The sequence below is a fragment of the Pseudomonas sp. PWP3-1b2 genome (assembly GCF_049896045.1).
In the GTDB taxonomy this organism is placed as follows: domain Bacteria; phylum Pseudomonadota; class Gammaproteobacteria; order Pseudomonadales; family Pseudomonadaceae; genus Aquipseudomonas; species Aquipseudomonas antarctica_B.
In genome coordinates, this window is record NZ_JAFCTN010000007.1 from 1 (window position 1) to 19,364 (window position 19,364).

General features: G+C 61.8%; 13 protein-coding genes and 2 rRNA genes. 12 read left to right on the forward strand and 3 right to left on the reverse strand.

The genetic code is table 11. The features are described from left to right. From ACP7A2_RS06600 to ACP7A2_RS06635, 8 genes are all read left to right on the forward strand, one after another. A 23S ribosomal RNA gene (locus ACP7A2_RS06600) occupies positions 1 to 317 on the forward strand; the annotation flags it as partial. 157 nt (positions 318 to 474) lie between these two features. Continuing rightward, positions 475 to 590: ribosomal RNA gene (gene rrf / locus ACP7A2_RS06605) — 5S ribosomal RNA — on the forward strand. Between the two features lie 166 nt (positions 591 to 756). Continuing rightward, the gene (gene recC, locus ACP7A2_RS06610) at positions 757 to 4,209 is read left to right on the forward strand and encodes an exodeoxyribonuclease V subunit gamma (RefSeq protein ID WP_426133565.1); all 3,453 of its coding nucleotides are present in this window, start codon (positions 757 to 759) and stop codon (positions 4,207 to 4,209) included. After that, positions 4,206 to 7,880, forward strand: coding sequence for an exodeoxyribonuclease V subunit beta (recB, locus tag ACP7A2_RS06615; RefSeq protein WP_426133566.1), 3,675 nt, complete (start codon positions 4,206 to 4,208; stop codon positions 7,878 to 7,880). The genes recC and recB overlap by 4 nt, the downstream gene beginning before the upstream one ends. After that, positions 7,877 to 9,946 carry an exodeoxyribonuclease V subunit alpha gene (recD, locus tag ACP7A2_RS06620; RefSeq protein WP_426133567.1) on the forward strand — a complete coding sequence of 690 codons (2,070 nt, stop codon included), beginning with the start codon at positions 7,877 to 7,879 and terminating at the stop codon, positions 9,944 to 9,946. Before recB ends, recD begins: the two co-directional genes overlap by 4 nt. Positions 9,947 to 10,089: 143 nt before the next feature. Continuing rightward, complete coding sequence (locus ACP7A2_RS06625) at positions 10,090 to 10,656, forward strand: YfiR family protein (protein WP_426133568.1); 567 nt, start codon at positions 10,090 to 10,092, stop codon at positions 10,654 to 10,656. Next, positions 10,653 to 11,915, forward strand: a complete 1,263-nt coding sequence (locus ACP7A2_RS06630; RefSeq protein WP_426133569.1) for a diguanylate cyclase domain-containing protein — start codon at positions 10,653 to 10,655, stop codon at positions 11,913 to 11,915. Before ACP7A2_RS06625 ends, ACP7A2_RS06630 begins: the two co-directional genes overlap by 4 nt. 4 nt (positions 11,916 to 11,919) lie before the next feature. Continuing rightward, a complete protein-coding gene (locus ACP7A2_RS06635) occupies positions 11,920 to 12,411 on the forward strand; it encodes an OmpA family protein (protein ID WP_426133570.1) in 492 nt (163 codons plus the stop codon). A 342-nt stretch (positions 12,412 to 12,753) separates the two neighbouring features. Here the strand turns inward: ACP7A2_RS06635 and ACP7A2_RS06640 are convergent, their stop codons facing one another. Both ACP7A2_RS06640 and ACP7A2_RS06645 read right to left on the reverse strand, forming a co-directional pair. After that, positions 12,754 to 13,044 (reverse strand): DUF3077 domain-containing protein, encoded by a 291-nt coding sequence (locus ACP7A2_RS06640; protein WP_426133571.1) that lies wholly within the window; start codon positions 13,042 to 13,044, stop codon positions 12,754 to 12,756. A gap of 313 nt (positions 13,045 to 13,357) precedes the next feature. After that, positions 13,358 to 14,305, reverse strand: coding sequence for a LysR family transcriptional regulator (locus ACP7A2_RS06645; protein WP_426133572.1), 948 nt, complete (start codon positions 14,303 to 14,305; stop codon positions 13,358 to 13,360). A 129-nt stretch (positions 14,306 to 14,434) separates the two neighbouring features. Here ACP7A2_RS06645 and ACP7A2_RS06650 point away from each other — a divergent pair, with 129 nt between their 5' ends. Both ACP7A2_RS06650 and mmsB read left to right on the forward strand, forming a co-directional pair. Next, positions 14,435 to 15,952 carry a CoA-acylating methylmalonate-semialdehyde dehydrogenase gene (locus ACP7A2_RS06650; protein WP_426133573.1) on the forward strand — a complete coding sequence of 506 codons (1,518 nt, stop codon included), beginning with the start codon at positions 14,435 to 14,437 and terminating at the stop codon, positions 15,950 to 15,952. 15 nt (positions 15,953 to 15,967) lie between these two features. Further along, entirely contained in the window at positions 15,968 to 16,855 is an 888-nt protein-coding gene (gene mmsB / locus ACP7A2_RS06655) for a 3-hydroxyisobutyrate dehydrogenase (RefSeq protein ID WP_426133574.1), read from the forward strand. A 189-nt stretch (positions 16,856 to 17,044) separates the two neighbouring features. Here mmsB and ACP7A2_RS06660 read toward each other — a convergent pair whose 3' ends face one another. After that, entirely contained in the window at positions 17,045 to 17,389 is a 345-nt protein-coding gene (locus tag ACP7A2_RS06660; RefSeq protein ID WP_375070009.1) for a cupin domain-containing protein, read from the reverse strand. Positions 17,390 to 17,742: 353 nt separating this feature from the next. Here ACP7A2_RS06660 and kynB point away from each other — a divergent pair, with 353 nt between their 5' ends. Both kynB and kynA read left to right on the forward strand, forming a co-directional pair. After that, positions 17,743 to 18,393, forward strand: coding sequence for an arylformamidase (gene kynB / locus ACP7A2_RS06665; protein ID WP_375070011.1), 651 nt, complete (start codon positions 17,743 to 17,745; stop codon positions 18,391 to 18,393). Beyond that, positions 18,390 to 19,247: a tryptophan 2,3-dioxygenase gene (gene kynA, locus ACP7A2_RS06670; protein ID WP_426133575.1), complete on the forward strand. Its 858-nt coding sequence runs from the start codon at positions 18,390 to 18,392 to the stop codon at positions 19,245 to 19,247. Before kynB ends, kynA begins: the two co-directional genes overlap by 4 nt. Positions 19,248 to 19,364: the final 117 nt, after the last annotated feature.

Sequence of the window (19,364 nt, forward strand, 5' to 3'; positions counted from 1 at the left end):
GAACGTCGTGAGACAGTTCGGTCCCTATCTGCCGTGGACGTTTGAGATTTGAGAGGGGCTGCTCCTAGTACGAGAGGACCGGAGTGGACGAACCTCTGGTGTTCCGGTTGTCACGCCAGTGGCATTGCCGGGTAGCTATGTTCGGAATAGATAACCGCTGAAAGCATCTAAGCGGGAAACTAGCCTCAAGATGAGATCTCACTGGAACCTTGAGTTCCCTGAAGGGCCGTCGAAGACTACGACGTTGATAGGTTGGGTGTGTAAGCGCTGTGAGGCGTTGAGCTAACCAATACTAATTGCCCGTGAGGCTTGACCATATAACACCCAAGCAATTTGAGAACTCGAAAGAGCATCAGATTGCGGTGTGTGAAGACGATAGAACCGAAAGTTCGATCTCACGAAAAACACCGAAAGCTATCACATACCCAATTTGCTGAAGCGAGGCCAACTGGCCACGACTCAGTACCCGAATTTCTTGACGACCATAGAGCATTGGAACCACCTGATCCCATCCCGAACTCAGTAGTGAAACGATGCATCGCCGATGGTAGTGTGGGGTTTCCCCATGTGAGAGTAGGTCATCGTCAAGATTAAATTCCAGAACCCCTGTTTGCTAACGCAAACAGGGGTTTTGTTTTGGGCGGTCGAAAACATTCCTGTCACCAGCGCTTAATCCGGCCCGCCTCGCTTGCAGCTTGCGGTCGCCTTCAATGCTAAAGTCCATGCCTCGATTTTGCTTTTCCCAAGGAAGCCGTTATGCCGGATGCGACGTCCCTCAGCGCTGGATTCATGGTGGTTCACGGCAACCGTCTGGACGAACTGCGCAGCCTGGTGGTCAGTTGGATGCGTCGCTATCCACTGGCGCCGCTGGAAAACGAAATCGCCTTGGTACAAAGCAACGGTATCGCCCAATGGCTAAAACTGGCCTTGGCCGAAGACCCGGAAGATGACGACATGGGCGGCTGCGGTATCGCAGCGGCAATCGACGTGCAACTGCCCGGCAGTTTCATGTGGCAGCTCTACCGCATGGTTCTGGGCAAGGATGAAATCCCGCCCAAGTCCCTGCTAGATAAAGCCCCACTGACCTGGCGCCTCATGCGCCTGCTCCCTGAACTCATCGATCAACCGCACTTCGAACCACTACAGCGCTTCCTTACGCACGACACCGACCTGCGCAAACGCTACCAACTCGCCGAGCGTCTGGCCGACCTGTTTGACCAATACCAGGTCTACCGTGCCGACTGGCTGGAAGACTGGGCCGCTGGCCGCCACCAACTGCGCAACGGCCGAGGCGAATCCAAACCCTTGAATCCCGCTAACTGCTGGCAAGCCGAATTGTGGCGCGCATTGCTGTTGGATGTGGGTGAAGAGGGCATGGCCGAAAGCCGCGCCGGCGTACACCAGCGGTTCATCGAACGCATCAACGCCCTTGAACAAGCGCCCCAAGGCCTACCGTCCCGAGTGATCGTTTTCGGTATTTCCTCGCTGCCCGCGCAAGCACTGGAAGCACTCGCCGGCCTCGCACGTTTCAGCCAGGTCCTGCTCTGCGTGCATAACCCTTGCCGCCACCACTGGTCCGACATCGTCGCCGACAAAGACCTGCTGCGTAACGAATACAAACGCCAGGCACGTAAGGCCGGCATGCCGGTCACCATCGACCCGCAAACCCTGCACCAACACGCCCACCCGCTGTTGGCCGCCTGGGGCAAACAGGGCCGAGACTACATCAGCCTGTTGGACAGCTACGATGACCCAAACAGTTACCGCGCCGCCTTCCGTGATGGCCGCATCGACCTGTTCAGCGACAGCGAGCCCACCACGCTGCTCAACCAGCTCCAGGACGACATTCTCGAACTGCGCCCACTCAACGAAACCCGCGACCTGTGGCCCGCCGTCGACCTTGAGAGCGACACCTCGATCCGCTTCCACATCGCCCACAGCGCCCAACGCGAAGTGGAAATCCTCCACGACCAATTGCTCCAGCGTTTCAGCGCCGACCCCACGCTGCGCCCGCGCGACATCATCGTCATGGTCCCCGACGTCGACAGCTACGCGCCGCACATTCGCGCCGTGTTCGGCCAGCTTGATCGACATGACCCGCGTTTCATCCCGTTCACCCTGACCGACCAAGGCCAGCGCGGCCGCGACCCGCTGCTGATCGCCGTCGAACACTTGCTGAAACTCCCGGACAGCCGGTTCCCTGTCAGCGAAATCCTCGACCTGCTCGACGTCCCCGCCTTGCGCGAACGTTTCGCCATCAAGGAACGCGACCTGCCTACGCTGCACCGCTGGATCGAAGGCGCCGGCATTCGTTGGGGGCTCAACGCCGAGCAACGTGCGGGCCTCGGTCTGCCAACAGAACTCGAGCAAAACAGCTGGCGATTTGGCCTGCGCCGCATGTTGCTGGGTTATGCCGTCGGCACCGGTATCGCGTGCGACGGCATCGAGCCCTACGACGAAATCGGCGGCCTCGACGCGGCTCTGATCGGCCCTCTGGTCGCCTTGCTCGACGCGCTCAACGACGCCCATCAGGCCTTGTCACAACCTGCAACACCACAGCAGTGGGGCGAGCGCCTGCAACGCCTGATGCAACTGTTCTTCCTGCCCTCCAGCGAGCATGACGACTACCTGTTGAGCCAACTCGAACAACTCAGGGAAACCTGGCTGGAAACCTGCGAGTCCGTCGGTCTGCAGGACGAGTTACCGCTCACCGTAGTCCGCGAGGCCTGGCTCGCCGGCCTGGACCAAGGGCGCCTGTCCCAACGCTTCCTCGCCGGTGCTGTCAATTTCTGTACTTTAATGCCGATGCGCGCCATCCCGTTCAAGCTCGTCTGCCTGCTTGGCATGAACGACGGCGATTACCCGCGCGCGCAACCGCCGCTGGACTTCGACCTGATGGGCAGCGACTACCGCCCCGGCGACCGTTCACGCCGTGAAGATGACCGCTACCTGCTGCTCGAAGCCCTGCTGTCCGCCCGCGACCAGCTCTATATCAGCTGGGTCGGTCGCAGCATCCGCGACAACAGTGACCGCCCGGCCTCAGTGCTCATCGGCCAACTGCGCGACCACCTCGCCAGCGGCTGGCACAACGCGAACGCAGAAAAACCGCTGCTGGAAGCGATGACCCAGGAACACCCACTCCAACCGTTCAGTGCACGCTATTTTCATGAGGGCGACTCACTGTTCAGCTACGCCCGCGAATGGCAGTTGTTGCACGAAGCGTCAGCCAGAATCGCCAACGAAGACGAACTGGCGCAACACCAACAGGAAGAACCCCTGACCCTGGGCCAGTTGCAGGATTTCCTGCGTAACCCGGTCAAACACTTCTTCAGCCAGCGTCTGAAAGTATTTTTTGAAGCCGCCGAAGTGCCGTTGGCCGATGAGGAACCCTTCGTCCTCGACGCGCTGCAACGCTACAGCCTCAGTGACAGCCTGCTTAACGCCGCACTGACCCAGCCCGATCACATCGACCAGGCCCTTAACGCCCAGGCCCTGCGCTTGCAAGGCAGTGGCCTGCTGCCCATGGTCGGTTTCGGTGAATGCCTGCGCAACGAACTGATCGAACCGCTGCCCGACCTGCTGCAACGTTATCAACACTTACTGGCCCTCTGGCCAACCCCGCATCCGGGAGCTGAGCCGATCAGTTTTGAGCATGAAGGCATTCAGTTGGAAGGCTGGATCAGCGGCTTGCATCGGCGCAGTGATGGCGGATTGTTAAGCGTCACCACCATCCCCAACAGCATCGGCTCAATCAAAACGCGCAAATGGCATCGGCTGATTCGGCCATGGGTTAATCACGTCGTTGCCTGCGCGTGCGGCCTGCCGCTGAGCACCGGTTTAGTCGCCAGCGACGACACCTTGTTACTGCCCCCGCTGGATAACTGCGCAGCCCGGGAAATCCTCGGCAACCTGCTATTGGCCTGGCACACCGGCATGCGCAAACCGCTGCCCGTGGCCGTCAAGACCGCCTTCGCCTGGCTCGGCCAAACCGACCCCGCCAAAGCAATGGCTGCCGCGGGCAAAGCCTACGAAGGCGATGGCATAACCACCGACGGCGAGCGCCGCGAAACCCCGGCGCTCACCCGCCAGTTTCCGGACTTCGCCGCGCTCATCGCCAGCGAAGAATTCGAAGGCTGGGCCGAAACCCTGTATCGCCCGCTGGTCAACGCCCCCTGGCGATCACTCACCGGCGAGGAGGCCAGCGCATGACTAGCAAACCCTTGGCCCTGGCCTTCCCGCTGAAAGGCAGCCAACTGATCGAAGCCAGCGCCGGCACCGGCAAAACCTTCACCATTTCCGCCCTGTACCTGCGCCTGGTGCTCGGCCATGGTGGCGATGAGTCCGGCTTTGACCGCGAACTTCTGCCGCCACAAATTCTGGTGGTGACCTTCACCGACGCCGCCACCAAAGAGCTGCGCGAACGTATCCGCATCCGCCTCGCCGAGGCTGCGCGGTTCTTCCGCGACGAGATCGAACAGCCCGACGCCCTCATCGCCGACCTGCGTGACGAATACGCCGCCGAGTATTGGCCGGCCTGCGCCAATCGCCTCGACATCGCTGCGCAATGGATGGACGAAGCCGCCGTTTCGACCATCCACAGTTGGTGCCAGCGCATGCTGCGCGAACACGCGTTCGACAGCGGCAGCCTGTTCACCCAAACCCTGGAAACCGACCACAGCGACCTGCTCGGCGAAGTGCTGCGCGACTACTGGCGCTTGTTCTGCTACCCCATGCACGACGACGCGCTCAACTGGGTGCGCAACAATTGGGGCGGCCCGGCTGCGTTGATGCCACGGGTGCGCGCACTGTTCGGCAGCGAACGGCCAACCGATGAAACCCGCGAGCCTGCCGAGCTGATCACGGCTTGCCTGCAAGAGCGCCGCGAAGCGCTGACAACCCTCAAAGCCCCGTGGCAACAATGGGCCGCAGAATTGCGCGATATCTGCCTGCAAGCCGTGGCCGCCAAAGCTGTCGACGGCCGCAAAATGCAGGCCCGCTACTTCGAACCCTGGTTCGAAAAAATCAGCGCCTGGGCCGCAGACGAAAGCCTCGAACAACTCGACATCGGCACCGGTTTCACCCGCCTCACGCCGGATGGCATGGCCGAAGCCTGGAAGGGCGAACCGCCACGTCACCCCGGCATCTACGCCATGGCCGGGCTCAAGGCCAGCCTCGACGCCTTGCCAACGCCCGACGCCGCCGTGCTGCAACACGCCGCCGGCTGGGTGGGTAAACGCTTCGAAGAAGAAAAACGCCGCCGCGCCGAAATGGGCTTCGACGACATGCTGATCCGCCTCAATGCTGCCCTGCAATCGGACGGCGGCGAGCGCCTGGCGAGTGTGATTCGCGAGCAGTTCCCGGTGGCCCTGATCGACGAATTCCAGGACACCGACCCGGTGCAATACAGCATCTTCGACAGCATCTACCGCATCGAAGAAAACCACCTCGACAGTGGCCTGTTCCTGATCGGCGACCCCAAGCAGGCGATCTACGCTTTCCGTGGCGCCGACATCTACACCTACTTGCGCGCCCGCCAGTCCACCACCGGCCGCCATCACACCCTGGGCACCAACTTCCGCTCCAGCCACGCGATGGTTGAGGCGGTGAACCATGTGTTCCAGCGTGCGGAAAAAGGCCGAGGTGCGTTTTTGTTCCGCGAGCCGAATGGCGACAACCCGGTGCCGTTTCACTCGGTATTGTCCCAGGGTCGTAAGGAGAAGTTGCAGGTCAACGGCGACACACTCCCGGCGCTGAACCTCTGGCATCTGCCCACGGATCAGCCGGTTTCAAATGTGCTGTATCGCCAGCAACTGGCCGCCGCCTGTGCCACGCAGATTGTTGAATTGCTCAATGGCGGCCAGCAGGGCACGGCAGGTTTCCTACAGCCGGACGGCAGCTTTAAAGGCGTGCTCCCGTCAGACATCGCCATCCTTGTGCGCGACGGCAAGGAAGCCCAAGCCGTGCGCGCCGAGCTGGCCGCCCGTGGTGTGCGCAGCGTTTATCTGTCCGACAAGGACTCGGTATTCGCCGCTCAGGAAGCCCACGACCTGCTCGCCTGGCTAAAGGCCTGCGCCGAGCCCGACGTCGAGCGCCCGCTGCGCGCCGCCTTGGCCTGCGTCACCCTGAACCTGTCGCTGCCGGAACTGGAGCGTCTGAACCAGGACGAACTGGCGTGGGAAACCCGCGTCATGCAGTTCCGTGGCTACCGTGCGATCTGGCGCACCCAAGGCGTGCTGCCGATGCTGCGGCGCTTGCTTCACGATTTCAAATTGCCGCAAACCCTGATCGCCCGCAGCGATGGCGAGCGGGTACTGACCAACCTGTTGCACCTCAGCGAATTATTGCAACAAGCCGCGTCGGAGCTCGACGGCGAACAGGCGCTTATCCGCCACTTGGCCGAACACCTCGCGCTGTCCGGTCAGGCCGGTGAAGAACAGATCCTGCGCCTGGAAAGTGATGAGCAACTGGTCAAGGTCGTGACTATTCACAAATCCAAAGGCCTGGAGTACGACCTGGTGTTCCTGCCGTTCATCTGCTCGGCCAAGCCGGTCGACGGCAGTCGTTTACCGCTTCACTACCACGATGAAAACGGCAAATCCCAAGTCAGCCTGCGCCCGACCGCCGAGTTGATCGCGCAGGCGGACGACGAGCGCCTGGCCGAAGACCTGCGTTTGTTCTACGTGGCCCTGACCCGCGCCAAACACGCGTGCTGGCTCGGCATTGCCGACCTCAAGCGCGGCAACAGCAACAGTTCGGTGTTGCACCTGTCAGCCCTGGGCTACTTGCTTGGTGCCGGTGCATCGCTGGGTGAATCCGCCGGCCTGGCGCGCTGGCTGCTGGACGTGCAGGAAGGCTGCGCGGCAATCCACTACGCCCAAGTGCCCGACGCCCAGGACATCCTGTTCCACCCGCCACGCAACACCGCCGCCTTGCTCGCGCCGTTATTGCCCAAGCGCAAGGCCGCCGAAAACTGGTGGATCGCGTCCTACAGCGCGTTGAGAATCGGCGACAGCATGAGCGCCGCCACCCTTGAAGCGCCAGAAAGCCCACAAGCCCAGAAGCTGTTCGACGACGAGCGGCTGGACCCCGACGCACCGCGCGAAGTGGCGGCGTCCGGCGGCGACATTCACCGTTTCCCACGCGGCCCGAATCCCGGCACCTTCCTCCACGGCCTGCTCGAATGGGCGGGCGAAGAGGGTTTTAACGTGACCCCGGAGGCGATCGAAAAGGCTGTCGGCGCGCGCTGTAACCGCCGCAATTGGGAAGGCTGGATTGTCACCCTCAGCGGTTGGCTCGGTCACGTGTTGCAGACCCCGCTGCCTGTGGACAACGATCACGTCACCCTGATCAGCCTGCAGCAGTATCAAATCGAAATGGAATTCTGGTTCGCCAGCCATAAAGTCGACGTGCTCGCCCTCGACAAGCTGGTGTGCCAGCACACCCACAACGGCGTATCCCGTGTCGCCGCCGAACCGGTGCTGCTCAACGGCATGTTCAAGGGTTTTATCGACCTCACCTTCGAACACGACGGGCGCTATTACGTGGCCGACTACAAATCCAACTGGCTCGGCCCCGACGATTCGGCCTACACCTGGGACGCCATGGAACAGTCGATCCTTGAGCATCGGTACGACCTGCAATACGTCCTTTACCTGCTGGCCCTGCACCGCCAGTTGAAGGCGCGCCTGCCGCACTATGACTACGACCGCCACGTCGGCGGCGCGCTGTACCTGTTCCTGCGGGGCACCGAGTCTGTGAGCAAAGGCGCGTATTTCACCCGGCCACCACGGGAACTGATCGAAGGCCTGGACTTGCTGTTCCAGGGCAAGCCCATCCCGCCCAAGGTTGAGCCCGCCTGGGAACAAGGAGTGTTGTTATGAGCCTGTCGCCATTACCGCTCGAGGCGCTGATGCCCCTCAGCCGCGCCGCCGACCTGCTGCAACTGCTGGAACGTTGGGTGGATCGCGGTTGGCTGCGCGCCCTGGACAAAGCCTTTGTTGGCTTCCTGCATGAGCTCGACCCGCAAGCCGACCCGTTGGTATTGCTCGCCGCGGCGTTGACCAGCCACCAACTCGGTCACGGCCACGTGTGCCTCGACCTGTTCGAAACCCTCAAGGCACCCGATTTCGCCTTGTCATTGCCGCCCGAAGGCGACCTGCAAACCGGCGCCATGCTGCTGCCGTCGCAATTGCTCGACGGCCTCGACGGCGCGCACTGGTGCCATGCGCTGGCCGCCAGTCACTTGGTCGCGCTGGCCGTCGATGGCAGTGAGTCAGCCCAAAGCCGCCCACTCGTGCTGTCGGGCAAACGCTTGTACCTGCGCCGCTACTGGACCTACGAACGGCGTATCGACACGGCGTTGCGCCTGCGTTTGGCCACTCAGGAAAACGTCGCCGCCGATTTGCCGCAGCGCTTGAACAACCTGTTCGACCAGCCACCGCCCGATGGCGTCATCGACTGGCAAAAGCTGGCCTGCGCCCTGGCGACTCGTGGCGCGTTCAGCATTGTCACCGGCGGCCCCGGCACCGGCAAAACCACCACCGTGGTGCGCTTGCTCGCGTTGCTGCAGGCACCCGCCGTGGAAGCCGGCAGCCCGTTGCGCATCCGCCTGGCGGCACCGACGGGCAAAGCCGCCGCACGCCTGACTGAATCGATCAGCCAGCAAGTGCAGTCGCTGACCGTGCCCGACAGCGTGCGGGAAAAAATCCCGACACAAGTCACCACCGTTCACCGCCTGCTCGGCAGCCGCCCGGGCACACGGCACTTCCGTCATCACCTCGGCAACCCGTTGCCGCTGGACGTGCTGGTGGTCGACGAAGCCTCGATGATCGACCTCGAAATGATGGCCAACCTGCTGGACGCCTTGCCGCCCCATGCGCGTTTAGTGCTGCTGGGCGACAAGGACCAACTCGCGTCGGTCGAGGCCGGCGCCGTACTCGGCGACTTGTGCCGCGACGCCGAAGCCGGCTGGTACAACCCGGCCACGCGCCAATGGCTGCAAGCCGTCAGCGGCGAAAACCTCAGCGCCAGCGGCTTGCAGGAAGACCTCGACGGCAGCCGCCCACTGGCCCAGCAAGTGGTCATGCTGCGCTACTCGCGGCGTTTCGGCGAAGGCAGCGGCATCGGTCAACTGGCGCGTTGGGTCAACCAGCAAAACGCCGAAGCCGCGCGCAAACTGCTGGCCGCGCGCAGCCACGACGACTTGTTCTGCGTCAGCCTCAAAGGCGAGCATGATCATGCCCTGGAGCGCCTGGTGCTGGACGGGCAGGGCGGCGGCGCCCAGGGTTATCGCTTTTACCTGAACCTGCTGCAAAGCGCGCGCCCGGCGCTCGACACCCCGCGTGAAGACCCGGCCTGGACCCACTGGGCGCAACAATTGCTGCAAGCCTTCGATGCCTTTCAACTGCTCTGCGCCGTGCGCAAAGGCCCGTGGGGCGTGGAAGGGCTGAACGCGCGTATTACCGCTGCCTTGCGCAAAGTGAAGCTGATCGAAGGCGACGACCAATGGTACGAAGGTCGCCCGGTGCTGATGACCCGCAACGATTACGGCCTGGGCCTGATGAACGGCGACATTGGTATCGCCCTTAAACTGCCCGAAAGCGACGGCGGCCCTCAGGTGCTGCGCGTGGCGTTCCCGCGTAACGACGGCCAGGGCGGCGTGCGTTTTGTATTGCCCAGCCGTCTGAATGATGTGGAAACCGTGTACGCCATGACCGTGCACAAATCCCAGGGCTCGGAATTTACCCACACCGCGCTGATCCTGCCAGACGCCCTCAACCCGGTGCTGACCAAAGAGCTGATTTACACCGGTATCACTCGGGCCAAACGCTGGTTCAGCCTGATCGAACCTCGCGGCGGTGTGTTTGAGGAGGCCGTACGGCGCAAGGTCAAGCGCTTGAGTGGCTTGATGCTGGAACTGGACGCCGCACCGGGTGAAACCGACTGATCGGTTATCAGATATTTCTGATTCAGTTGTCTGATTTTTCTGAAAAAATGGCGGTACCCACGAAGTCCCGGCTTCGCGGGGTTTTCCGCCGCTGTGCTATCGTTGCGGCATCCCCCTGAAACACCACCTGAGAGTATCGCTGCATGAACGTGGCTGTCTCGCCCACAAAGCGCAGTTTGAGCTGGAGACGCCTGTTACTGGTGGCGGTGCTGTGCCTGCTCGCGCCGGGGGCATTTGCCCAGCCGCCCAGCCTGGCAGATCACCGCGCGCAGTCGGTGACGCAAGTGGTGCTCGGTATCCTCAGTTACGCCCGTTGGCCGGTGGAACCCGCGCAGCTGCGGCTGTGTATCGTCGGGCCGACTCAATACACCGACGACCTGGTCAAAGGTACAACCCAAGCCACTGGCCGTCCGGTGGTGGTGCGGCGTTTGCTGGCCGACAACCCCGATATCGTCAGTACCTGTGACGCCGTGTACATCGGCAAACTCTCCGATGATGAGCGCAGCCGCCTGTTTGCTTCGTTGATCGGCCACCCGGTGTTGAGCATCAGCGAAGGCGGCGACCAATGCACCGTCGGCAGCCTGTTCTGCCTGCGCGTGGCGGATGAGCAAGTGTCGTTCGAGGTCAACCTGGACTCCGTCGCCCGCAGCGGCGTACGCATTCACCCCAGCGTGCTGCAGTTGTCCCGTCGTCGAGCGCCAGCACCATGAGTATCGAAAAGGCACGGCCGACCCTGCGCTCGGTCATTGGTCGCGGGCATTTGATTCTGGCACTGGTGGCCGTAATTCTGGCCAGTGTGTCGCTGACCCTGCTCGGCGTGCTGGCGCTGCGCGTATATGCCGAACACAACCTGCATTTGATCGCGCGCTCTATCAACTACACCGTGGAAGCGGCGGTGGTGTTCAACGACAGCGCGGCGGCCACCGAGGCCCTCAGTTTGATTGCCTCCACCGAAGAAGTGGCCCAGGCCGACGTCTTCGACGCCAGTGGCAAGTTGCTGGCGCACTGGGAACGGCCAGACACCGGAATGCTGTCGCGGGTCGAGTTGGAGCTGGCGCGTACCCTGCTTGAACAGCCCATCAGCCAGCCGATTTTGCATCAGGGGCAAACCATCGGCAGCATCCACATCGTCGGCCACGGCGGCAGTTTGCTGCGGTTTCTGCTCAGCGGCCTGGCCGGGATTCTCATCTGCACCGCCCTCAGTGCCTGGGTCGCCTTGCACTTGGCGCGCCGTCTATTGCGCGGCATTACGGGCCCGCTGCAACGCCTCGCCGCCGTGGCCCACGCCGCCCGCAGCGAGCGAGACTTCGACCAGCGCGTACCACCGGCGCAGATCGCCGAACTCGACAGCCTCGGCAGCGACTTCAACGCCCTGCTCGGCGAGATGGAAGCCTGGCAAAGCCACCTGCAAAGCGAAAACGAAACCCTCGCGCACCAGGCCAGCCACGACAGCCTGACCGGCCTGCCCAACCGCGCGTTCTTCGAAGGCCGGTTGATCCGCGCCCTGCGCAGCGCCGCCAAGGTCAACGGACGCGTCGCGGTGCTGTTTCTCGACAGCGACCGCTTTAAAGACATCAATGACAACTTCGGCCATGCCGCCGGCGATGCCGTGCTGGTGGCCGTCGCCGAGCGCGTGCGTGCGCAACTGCGCGACGATGACCTGGTGGCGCGCCTGGGCGGCGATGAGTTCGCGATCCTGTTAACGCCCCTGCACAAGCCCGAGGATGCCCAGCGCATCGCCGACAAAATCATTGCCAGCATGGACGTGCCGATCCAGTTGCCAGGCAACACTCAGGTGTTGACCTCTCTGAGTATCGGCATCGCCATCTACCCTGAACATGGCGCCACCCCCGGCACGTTGCTCAATGCCGCCGATGCGGCGATGTATCAAGCCAAACGCTCTTCTCAGGGCGGCCAGCAAACGGCGGAATCGGAACCCACTGCCGCCACAATTCATCACAGGAGTTGATCCCTTGTTCTCTACTGCGCGCATGCTGTTTATCACCTTGTTGGTGGCCTGCCTGGCACTCGGCGGTTGCCAGACGGCGCCGCCCAAAGGCCTGACCCCGGCGCAAGTGGCCGTCCTCAAGCAGCAAGGGTTTGAACTGACGGATGAAGGTTGGGCTTTCGGCCTGTCCGGCAAAGTGCTGTTCGGCAGTGATGTGGAAACCCTCAACGCCCCCAGCACCGAGATCGTCGAGCGCATCGGCAAGGCCCTGGTCAGCGTAGGCATCCAGCGCGTGCGTGTGGACGGCCATACCGATGCGTCGGGTAAAGAAACCTACAACCAGCAACTGTCCCTGCGCCGCGCGAAAAGCGTAGGCAAGGTGCTGACGGGTGTAGGGATGAAGGAAGAGAACATCCAACTGCGTGGCCTGGGCAGCAGCGAACCGGTAGCGCCCAACACCACCGCGGCCGGGCGTACCGAGAACCGGCGCGTGTCGATCGTAGTCATCGCCGACTAAGCGCTTCACCCAAACCCAATTTTGCAATGCAATCAAATGTGGGAGCTGGCTTGCCTGCTCCCACACTTATTTGTGCGAGGCCTGAATTTTGTGCTCGGCGCAGCTCGACTGTGGGAGCGGGCTTGCTCGCGAATACGGTTATTCAGCCAAGAATCTATTGCCTGACCCACCGCTCGCAAGCCCGCTCCCACACTTATTTATGCAAGGCCTGAATTTTGTGCCCGGCGCAGCTCAACTGTGGGAGCCGGGCTTGCCCGCGATGGCGGTCATCCAGGCAAGGATTTATTGCCTGACACACCGCCTTCGCGAGCAAGCCCGCTCTCAAAGTTGAACGGTGTTCGCTTAACGGTCTGGCGTCATCGCCTGCGTCAGGTCATCGACCACGGCTTTGCCCATCTCGCACAGGTAATGCGCGGCCCATGCGTAGTGTTCGCCGCGCACATCCATGGCGGCTTCCATGGCGAGTTTTTTGGAGTAGAAGAGCAGGGTGGAGGCGTGTTCCAGGGCTTGTTCAATCGGCATGCCGGGATTGATGCGGAACAGGGGTTTTTCGTTTTCGCCGTAATCACCGAAGGTGACGACGCCGAGGGTGGTGATGGAGGAAAGGGGTGGATCGGGGACGATTTTAGTCATGATCTATACCTGGGAGTTTTAGGAACCACCCATTCATGTCGCTAAACATGAAAGGGTGGCAGCTGTACGCAGGTTAGCGAACCGGACCCAGGACCCGGCAGACCCGAAGGTCTCCCACGCACAGCCGCCATAACACGATAGCGGCGAGCAGAAACGCTTGCCGTTGGTGGCTGTGTCCGGGTTCGGGTCGCTAAACCCGTTCGCTGATGTCAGCGAGACACGGAGGCTAGTGACTCGAACCCTAAGGCGCAATAGCTTGGAGAGTCTCTAGGAAACGTCCTGCAATTTAAAGCGAATCGTCGTTGATGGCCCTTTAAACCGCAAACCGCATCTCCCGCGTTTCCCCCATCAACAACCCCTGATTCTGCTCCGTCACTTCCCGGATGTAGTCCCACAGCAACGTAATCCGCTTCAACTTCCTCAGATCCTCGCGGCAATACATCCAGAACTGCCGTGTAATCGAAATCTGCTCCCTCAACACCGGCAATAACCGCGGGTCCTGCGCCGCCAGAAAGCACGGCAATATCGCCATCGACCGCCCTTGCTGCGCCGCCACGTACTGCGCGATCACGCTGGTACTGCGCAAACTCGCGCTGGCGCCGGGCACCACATTCGCCAAATACAACAGCTCCGAACTGAACGCCAGGTCATCCACATAGCTGATAAACGGATGCTCAGCCAAATCCGCCGGGCGCTGAATGGGCGGGTGTTGGTCCAGATACGCCTGGGTCGCGTACAGCTGCAATGTGTAGTCGCACAATTTGCAGCACACGTACGGCCCGTGTTCCGGGCGTTCCAGGGCGATGACGATGTCGGCTTCGCGTTTGGACAGGCTGATGAAGTGCGGCAGGGGCAGGATGTCGACCGAGATGGCCGGGTAGGTGTCGACGAAATGGCTCAACTGCGGCGTAACAAAAAAACTGCCAAACCCCTCGGTGCAGCCCATGCGCACATGCCCGGACAGCGCCACGCCGGAGCCGGAGACCTGCTCGCAGGCCATGTGCAAGGTGCTTTCGATGGACTCCGCATACCCCAGCAAACGCTGGCCTTCGGGGGTGAGCACAAAGCCGTTGGTCCGGGATTTTTCGAACAACAACGTGCCGAGGGACACTTCCAGTGAACTGATGCGCCGCGACACGGTGGTGTAGTCCACCGCCAGGCGCTTGGCGGCCACGCTGGCTTTGCGGGTGCGGGCCACTTCGAGGAAAAACTTCAGGTCATCCCAGTTCAGGGAGCCTAACGACGTGATGTTTTTTTGCATATTGGACCGGCTTTTATGTGCGTTCTTATTAGAGATTTGCACATCTATACTCGAAAAACAGTCCGAACGCCTCATTTCCAAGGCGATTCCCGCGCCTTGTCTCTGCATAACTACAAGATTGGAGACCACATGAACGCTTCTGCCGATATTTCCGTGCAACAGGTCAAGTTGCTGATCAATGGTGAATGGGTCGAGTCAGAGACCACCCACTGGCAAGACATCGTCAACCCGGCCACCCAAGAGGTGTTGGCCAAAGTCCCGTTCGCCACCGCCGATGAAGTCAACGCCGCCATTGACGCCGCCCATCGCGCCTTCCAGACCTGGAAGCTGACGCCCATCGGCGCACGCATGCGCATCATGCTCAAGCTGCAAGCCCTGATTCGCGAACATTCCAAGCGTATTGCCGTAGTCCTCAGCGCCGAACAGGGTAAGACGATTGCCGATGCCGAAGGCGATATTTTCCGTGGCCTGGAAGTGGTCGAACACGCGTGTTCCATCGGCACCCTGCAGATGGGCGAATTCGCTGAAAACGTTGCCGGTGGCGTCGACACCTACACCCTGCGCCAGCCGATCGGCGTGTGCGCGGGCATTACTCCGTTCAACTTCCCGGCGATGATTCCGCTGTGGATGTTCCCGATGGCCATCGCCTGCGGCAACACCTTCGTGCTCAAACCGTCCGAGCAAGACCCGCTGTCGACCGTGCTGCTGGTAGAGCTGGCGCTGGAAGCCGGTGTGCCGGCTGGCGTGCTCAACGTGGTGCACGGCGGCAAGGATGTGGTGGATGCGCTGTGCACCCACAAAGACATCAAAGCCGTGTCCTTCGTCGGGTCGACCGCCGTCGGCACTCATGTGTATGACTTGGCCGGCAAACACGGCAAGCGCGTGCAGTCGATGATGGGCGCCAAGAACCACGCCGTGGTGCTACCGGACGCCAACCGCGAACACACCCTCAATGCCTTGGTCGGCGCCGGTTTCGGTGCGGCGGGCCAGCGTTGCATGGCCACCTCGGTGGTGGTGCTGGTGGGCGCGGCCAAGCAATGGCTGCCGGACCTCAAGGCGCTGGCGCAAAAACTCAAGGTCAACGCGGGCAGCGAAGCCGGCACGGATGTCGGCCCGGTGATTTCCAAGCGCGCCAAGGCGCGGATTCTGGAGCTGATCGAAAGCGGCGTGAAGGAAGGCGCCACGCTGGAACTGGACGGCCGCGACATCAAGGTGCCGGGCTTCGAGCAAGGCAACTTCGTTGGCCCGACGTTGTTCTCGGGCGTGACCACCGACATGCAAATCTACACCCAGGAAATATTCGGCCCGGTGCTGGTGGTGCTGGAAGTCGATACGCTGGACGAGGCCATCGCACTGGTCAACGCCAACCCGTTCGGCAACGGCACCGGCCTGTTCACCCAAAGCGGCGCGGCGGCGCGCAAGTTCCAGAGCGAAATCGACGTGGGCCAGGTCGGCATCAACATCCCTATTCCGGTGCCTGTGCCGTTCTTCAGTTTCACCGGTTCGCGCGGTTCCAAACTCGGCGACCTCGGCCCGTACGGCAAGCAAGTGGTGCAGTTCTACACCCAGACCAAAACCGTCACCAGCCGCTGGTTCGACGACGACACGGTCAACGATGGTGTGAACACCACCATCAACCTGCGCTGATTTCGGGAGACGACCATGAAGATTGCATTTATCGGCTTGGGCAACATGGGCGCGCCCATGGCCCGCAACCTGATCAAGGCCGGCCACGCGCTGAACCTGTTCGACCTGAACCAGGCGGTACTCAAGGAACTCGCCGAGCTGGGCGGCAGCATCAGCGACTCGCCGCGTGATGCGGCCAGCGGCGCAGAGCTGGTGATCACCATGCTGCCCGCCGCCCCCCATGTGCGCAGCGTGTGGCTCAATGAAGACGGTGTGCTGGCCGGCATCGGCCAAGGCGTGCCGGCGGTGGATTGCAGCACCATCGACCCGCAAACCATCCGCGACGTCGCGGCTGCGGCGGCGAAACAAGGTGTGACCGTGGCTGATGCCCCGGTCTCCGGCGGCACCGGCGGCGCGCAGGCGGGCACATTGACCTTCATGGTCGGCGCTACCCCGGAGCTGTTCGCGACGCTGCAACCGGTGCTGGCGCAGATGGGCCGCAACATCGTGCATTGCGGCGACGTCGGCACCGGGCAGATCGCCAAGATCTGCAACAACCTGTTGCTGGGCATCAGCATGGTCGGCGTCAGCGAAGCCATGGCCCTGGGTGACGCGCTGGGCATCGACACGCAGGTGCTGGCCGGCATTATCAACAGCTCCACCGGGCGCTGCTGGAGTTCGGACACCTACAACCCCTGGCCCGGCGTGATCGAAACCGCGCCGTCGTCCCGGGGTTACACCGGCGGGTTTGGTGCCGACTTGATGCTCAAGGATTTGGGCCTGGCCACCGAGGCAGCACGTCAGGTGAAACAGCCGGTGATTTTGGGCGCTGTGGCCCAGCAGCTGTATCAATCGATGAGCCAGCGCGGGGAAGGCGGTAAAGACTTCTCGGCGATTATCAACAGCTATCGCAAACCCGAGTAGGGCGCGCTTACTGTGGCGAGCAGGCTTGTTGTGGCGAGCGGGCTTGCCCCGCGTTGGGCTGCGCAGCAGCCCTAAAACCAGACGCCGCATTCTTCCTGAAAGATTGCGGCGTTTTCATTGGGGCTGCTGCGCAGCCCAACGCGGGGCAAGCCCGCTCGCCACAGGAAAGCGGCTCGATGTAGAGGTTAATCAAGCAAACACAAAATACTTACGCACCGTCTCGACCACTTCCCACGTGCCTTTCATCCCCGGTTCCACCACAAAGATATCCCCAGCCCGCAAGTGAATCGGCTCCATGCCTTCAGGGGTGATGATGCAGTAGCCTTCCTGGAAGTGACAGTATTCCCACTTCACGTAGTCCACGTACCACTTGCCGGGTGTGCAGATCCAGGTGCCCATGATCTTGCTGCCGTCTTCGCTGGTGTAGGCGTTGAGGTTGACGGTGTGCGGGTCGCCTTCGAGTTTTTCCCATTTGCAGGCATCCAGTACCGGCAAGGGGTGGGTGTCGCGCAGTACGGTGATGGGCTGGGTCATGATGGCTCCGAGGCAGGAAAGGGAAAGGTGAACCCTACGGCCTGAGGCGTTGTGTCAGTGGTCTGAACTCGACATCGGGATGCCCAGAAGCGCAGGCGAGTGCGATCTTGCCGTCCCTGTGGGAGCGGGCTTGCCCGCGATAGCGGTGTATCGGGCAATGGAGATGCAATCTGTGCCGCCGTCATCGCGGGCAAGCCCGGCTCCCACCTTATGCGTGGGACGACAGATGTGTGCGTCAATCCATCAATTCCTCGCAGTATGTGCGAAAGATTTCCAGTCCAGCGCCAGAATTCGCAAGAAAATTCGCAACCCGCCCTCGTATCATTCACTTCAGAACGAGTGAGAGCCTTGACATGAACCCAATAAAAACGTGGTGGGACATCAGCCCGCCCTTGAGCACGGCGACCCCGACCTGGCCGGGCGATACGCCGTTCCAGGAAGAGCGCGTGTGGCAGTTTGGCCCTGAGTGCCCGGTGAACGTGGGGCGCGTCACCTTCTCGCCGCACACCGGCGCCCATGTGGATGCGCCGCTGCATTACAGCGCGGACGGCGCGCCGATTGGCGAGGTGTCGCTGGACGTGTACATGGGCCCGTGCCGGGTGCTGCATTGCCTGGGCAGTGGCGCGCTGGTGCAACCCCATCAGTTGCAAGGGCGTGTGGATAACTTGCCGGAGCGCGTGCTGTTGCGCACTTATGCACAAGCGCCACTGACCGAATGGGATTCGAACTTCACCGCCATCGCCCCGCAAACCATTGAGCTGCTCGCCAGCCTGGGCGTGCGTCTGATCGGTATCGACACGCCGTCGCTGGACCCGCAACAGTCCAAGACCATGGATTCCCACAACGCCGTGGCGCGCCATGGCATGGCGATTCTCGAAGGCATCGTGCTCGATGATGTGCCCGAGGGCGACTATGAACTGATCGCGCTGCCGCTGCGGTTTGCCCACCTCGATGCCAGCCCGGTCCGCGCAATCCTGCGCCCACTCAAGGAGCCCACGCGATGAGCCAATGTCCTTTCTCTGCTGACTATCAGCCGCCCGAAGAATGGCATAACGCCGAACTGAATTTTTCCGAGTCCATGAGCTACGGCGACTACCTGGACCTGGGCAAAGTGCTCAGCGCCCAGCACCCGCTGTCGCCGAACCACAACGAAATGCTCTTTATCATTCAGCACCAGACCTCTGAGTTGTGGATGAAACTGATGCTCCACGAACTCAAGGCCGCCCGCGAACACCTGCGCCTTGGCGAGTTGCCGCCGGCGTTCAAAATGCTGGCGCGGGTGTCGCGGATTTTCGATCAGCTGGTGCATGCCTGGGCGGTGCTGGCGACCATGACGCCGTCGGAATACAAGGCGATTCGCCCGTTCCTGGGGCAGTCGTCGGGGTTCCAGTCGTTCCAGTACCGCGAGATCGAATTTATCCTCGGTAACAAAAGCGCGGCACTGCTGCGGCCGCACGCCCATCGGCCGGAGTTGTTGAACGAGTTGAAAGTGGCGATTGCCACGCCGTCGCTGTATGACGAGGCGATCAATTTGATGGCCAAAGCGGGCTTGGTGATTAACCCCACACGTGCCGAACGCGACCCGGCGGCGGCCACCGTTCACGATGAGTCCGTGGAGGCGGCGTGGCGCGAGGTGTATCGCGATCCGAGCCGTTATTGGGATTTGTATCAGTTGGCCGAGAAGTTTATCGACCTGGAAGATTCGTTCCGTCAGTGGCGCTTCCGCCATGTGACCACGGTGGAGCGGATTATCGGCTTCCAGCCCGGCACCGGTGGCACTGAAGGCGTGGGGTATTTGCGCAAGATGCTCGACACCGTACTGTTCCCCGAGCTGTGGCGAGTGCGCTCAACGCTCTAAACAAAAAGCCCCGGATAACCGGGGCTTTTCATTTTGGAATACATCCAACTGTGGGAGCTGGCTTGCCTGCGATAGTTTCACCTCGGTCTCACTGGAAAACCGAGTCGCCTGCATCGC

What these genes read in the sequence shown, in the direction of transcription:
- kynB (WP_375070011.1), top strand. Translation starts at nt 17,743, where the DNA reads ATGAACCCAATAAAAACGTGGTGGGACATCAGCCCGCCCTTGAGCACG.
- ACP7A2_RS06645 (WP_426133572.1), bottom strand. Translation starts at nt 14,305, where the DNA reads ATGCAAAAAAACATCACGTCGTTAGGCTCCCTGAACTGGGATGACCTG.
- kynA (WP_426133575.1), top strand. Translation starts at nt 18,390, where the DNA reads ATGAGCCAATGTCCTTTCTCTGCTGACTATCAGCCGCCCGAAGAATGG.
- mmsB (WP_426133574.1), top strand. Translation starts at nt 15,968, where the DNA reads ATGAAGATTGCATTTATCGGCTTGGGCAACATGGGCGCGCCCATGGCC.
- recB (WP_426133566.1), top strand. Translation starts at nt 4,206, where the DNA reads ATGACTAGCAAACCCTTGGCCCTGGCCTTCCCGCTGAAAGGCAGCCAA.
- ACP7A2_RS06640 (WP_426133571.1), bottom strand. Translation starts at nt 13,044, where the DNA reads ATGACTAAAATCGTCCCCGATCCACCCCTTTCCTCCATCACCACCCTC.
- recC (WP_426133565.1), top strand. Translation starts at nt 757, where the DNA reads ATGCCGGATGCGACGTCCCTCAGCGCTGGATTCATGGTGGTTCACGGC.
- ACP7A2_RS06660 (WP_375070009.1), bottom strand. Translation starts at nt 17,389, where the DNA reads ATGACCCAGCCCATCACCGTACTGCGCGACACCCACCCCTTGCCGGTA.
- ACP7A2_RS06625 (WP_426133568.1), top strand. Translation starts at nt 10,090, where the DNA reads ATGAACGTGGCTGTCTCGCCCACAAAGCGCAGTTTGAGCTGGAGACGC.
- recD (WP_426133567.1), top strand. Translation starts at nt 7,877, where the DNA reads ATGAGCCTGTCGCCATTACCGCTCGAGGCGCTGATGCCCCTCAGCCGC.
- ACP7A2_RS06630 (WP_426133569.1), top strand. Translation starts at nt 10,653, where the DNA reads ATGAGTATCGAAAAGGCACGGCCGACCCTGCGCTCGGTCATTGGTCGC.
- ACP7A2_RS06650 (WP_426133573.1), top strand. Translation starts at nt 14,435, where the DNA reads ATGAACGCTTCTGCCGATATTTCCGTGCAACAGGTCAAGTTGCTGATC.